General features: G+C 55.7%; 3 protein-coding genes. 1 reads left to right on the forward strand and 2 read right to left on the reverse strand.

The genetic code is table 11. From position 1 onward, the window contains the following. The coding region (locus ABD735_RS08685) for a calcium-binding protein (protein WP_344805407.1) at window positions 1–816 on the forward strand (816 nt) is incomplete at its 5' end. A gap of 114 nt (window positions 817–930) precedes the next feature. Here the strand turns inward: ABD735_RS08685 and ABD735_RS08690 are convergent. Together ABD735_RS08690 and istA are read right to left on the reverse strand one after the other, a co-directional pair. After that, entirely contained in the window at window positions 931–1,161 is a 231-nt protein-coding gene (locus ABD735_RS08690; protein ID WP_344805409.1) for a hypothetical protein, read from the reverse strand. A 75-nt stretch (window positions 1,162–1,236) separates the two neighbouring features. After that, window positions 1,237–2,262, reverse strand: a complete 1,026-nt coding sequence (gene istA, locus ABD735_RS08695; RefSeq protein WP_425548595.1) for an IS21 family transposase — start codon at window positions 2,260–2,262, stop codon at window positions 1,237–1,239. Window positions 2,263–2,289: the final 27 nt, after the last annotated feature.

The raw sequence follows: 2,289 nt of genomic DNA on the forward strand, positions 1-2,289 counted from the left end.
AGCTACAGCCGTGACGGCAACGACCTGCTGTTCCAGATCGCTGGTAGCACCGATAGCGTGCGCATCAGCAACTGGTTCGCCTCCGGCACCACCTATCAGCTCGAAGAAATCAAGTTTGCTGATGGTACCATCTGGGGCAATACCCAGCTGACCAACGAGCTGCTGATCCAGGAAGACTCTGATGAGGCCGGTACACTGACGGGTCTGAACAACTGGGGCGACACCCTGCGCGGCAACGGTGGTGACGACGTCATCAACGGCCTCGGTGGCAACGACATCATCGAAGGCGGCAGCGGTAACGACACCCTCAACGGCGGCACCGGCGCCAACCAGCTCTTCGGTGGTGATGGCGATGACAAAATGCAAAACGACTGGCATAACAGCCGGAACAGTGTCCTAAATGGTGGTCGTGGCGATGACACCCTCACCGGTGGTTACTATGAAGACATTTACACGTTTAGCCAAGGCGATGGAGAGGATGTCATACTCGATAACGGCTACTACGCCTACAAAGACAAGATCGAATTTGCAGACAGTACCCAAAGTGACGACCTTTGGTTTAACAGGGAAAGCGACGATCTGCTGATCCACTATGGGGACAACGATTCGATCCGGGTTAGTAGCTGGTATGAAAGCAACTACTTCAAGATTGAAACTATCGTGACGCAAGACGGACAGATTAGTTCAGCTGGTGTTGAGACATTGGTGAATGCAATGGCCTCCTTCAACGCTGACGATGCTGGAAACATCAACCTTACTGCTGTAGAACAAGAGCAAATGAACACGTTGATAGCAGCCAACTGGCAGTCTCGATAGCATGGGATTGCCAAGCTAGCACAGATTCGTTCAAAATTGGCGGACAACTAGTCGAGCTGCTTAGCAAGGGCTCGGCTAGTTAAATTACCGTAAGCGGTCCAGCAACCCCACTCCTCAAGCGCTGGCGGGTGCCAGCTCAACATTCCACGACAGCAGCTGCTCATAGTCTGCTTCGGTCGTTACCATTGGCAGCGCTTTGAAGACCCTATCGGTCAGCCTGTTTCGCGGCTCTATCTTCGGCGGATTTTCGAGGCCCTCGTTAAGCAGCCCCAGGCCCCCTCTGGAATCAGTGATGCTGGGTTCAATAGCCTGCAGATGAACAACCGGGTGAAGGCGCTCAGACATATACTGCCTTCATTTATCGTCGAGCATTCACACTTGTATGGCATTCTCAGCTCTGGATCTGTTCATGACAGATGTTCATGGCGCCTCCGGATTCATGAAGCAATCGTAGCTCTGCGGTGGTCGCTGCAGTGTAGAGCTCGGCCAACTCCGTGGGAGTTCCGGCGCGCGGTCGATAACGGGACCCTCTACTGAAGCTGAAGGCAGCGGCAGCAGTGCTGGCCGCTCTGCCTCGAGCAGATCGACCGGTCGTGCCTTGAGCGTGTCGTGCGTACGCACGTTGGCCACATCACGAAGCCACTTGAGGACTTCGGCGTTAGCCGTGGCAGCATCGAGCTGCAGTCCTGCGCTGGCCAGCTGTGAGCGCAGCGGATGGAAGAAGCTGTAGCGCAGATAGCGGATGAAGCGTTCTACCTTGCCCTTGGTCTGCGCCCGGTAGGGCTGACAGACCTTCGGTGCGAAGCCATAAGTGCTTGCCAGTTCCCAGAGCCCCGGATGGAATTTATGTCGCCCTTCACCGTAGACGTTGCGCTCAAGAATGACGGTCTTCATATTGTCGTAGAGCACGTTGCGGGGCACGCCCTGAAAGTATTCAAAGGCATGCTCGTGGCAGGCCCTGAGCACTTCGAATCGCTCACTCGTTACGAACTCGACATAGGTAAAGCGGCTGCAGCCCAGCGTTGCAACGAACGCCGAGAGTGGCGAGGGTCCGCGTCGGAAGATCGCCCAGTCCACCTGCATCTGAGCACCTGGTTCAGTTTCGAAACGCACCAGCGGCTCCGGCTCAGCTACCGGATACTGCTTCGCGAGCCAGTAGTTCAAGGTGCGCAGGCTGCCAGTATAACCGCGCGGCTGCAGCTCTCTGAGCAGCACTGGCGCGGGCAACCGATGAGGATGGGCGGCAGTCAAGCGTTCCTTCAGGTACGGCTCAAATTTATCAACTTGTGAGCCTCGCGCCGGCCGCTCGTATTTCGGGGGATTCTGACCACGCAGAAAACGCCCGATCGTGTTCCTGGAATGGCCTGTCAGCCGCTGCATCTCCCGAATGCTCTTGCCCTGTTGCTTAAGTATTCTCAGTTCCATACACCTTTCCTGATCTAGCATGTACTGAAGTGGCTTAATGATCTTGGA

The sequence above is a fragment of the Allohahella marinimesophila genome (assembly GCF_039538005.1).
Classification (GTDB): domain Bacteria; phylum Pseudomonadota; class Gammaproteobacteria; order Pseudomonadales; family Oleiphilaceae; genus Allohahella; species Allohahella marinimesophila.

Bases quoted from the DNA above. Each gene is read 5' to 3' on its own strand.
- ABD735_RS08690 (WP_344805409.1), bottom strand. From the start codon at position 1,161: ATGTCTGAGCGCCTTCACCCGGTTGTTCATCTGCAGGCTATTGAACCC.
- istA (WP_425548595.1), bottom strand. From the start codon at position 2,262: ATGCTAGATCAGGAAAGGTGTATGGAACTGAGAATACTTAAGCAACAG.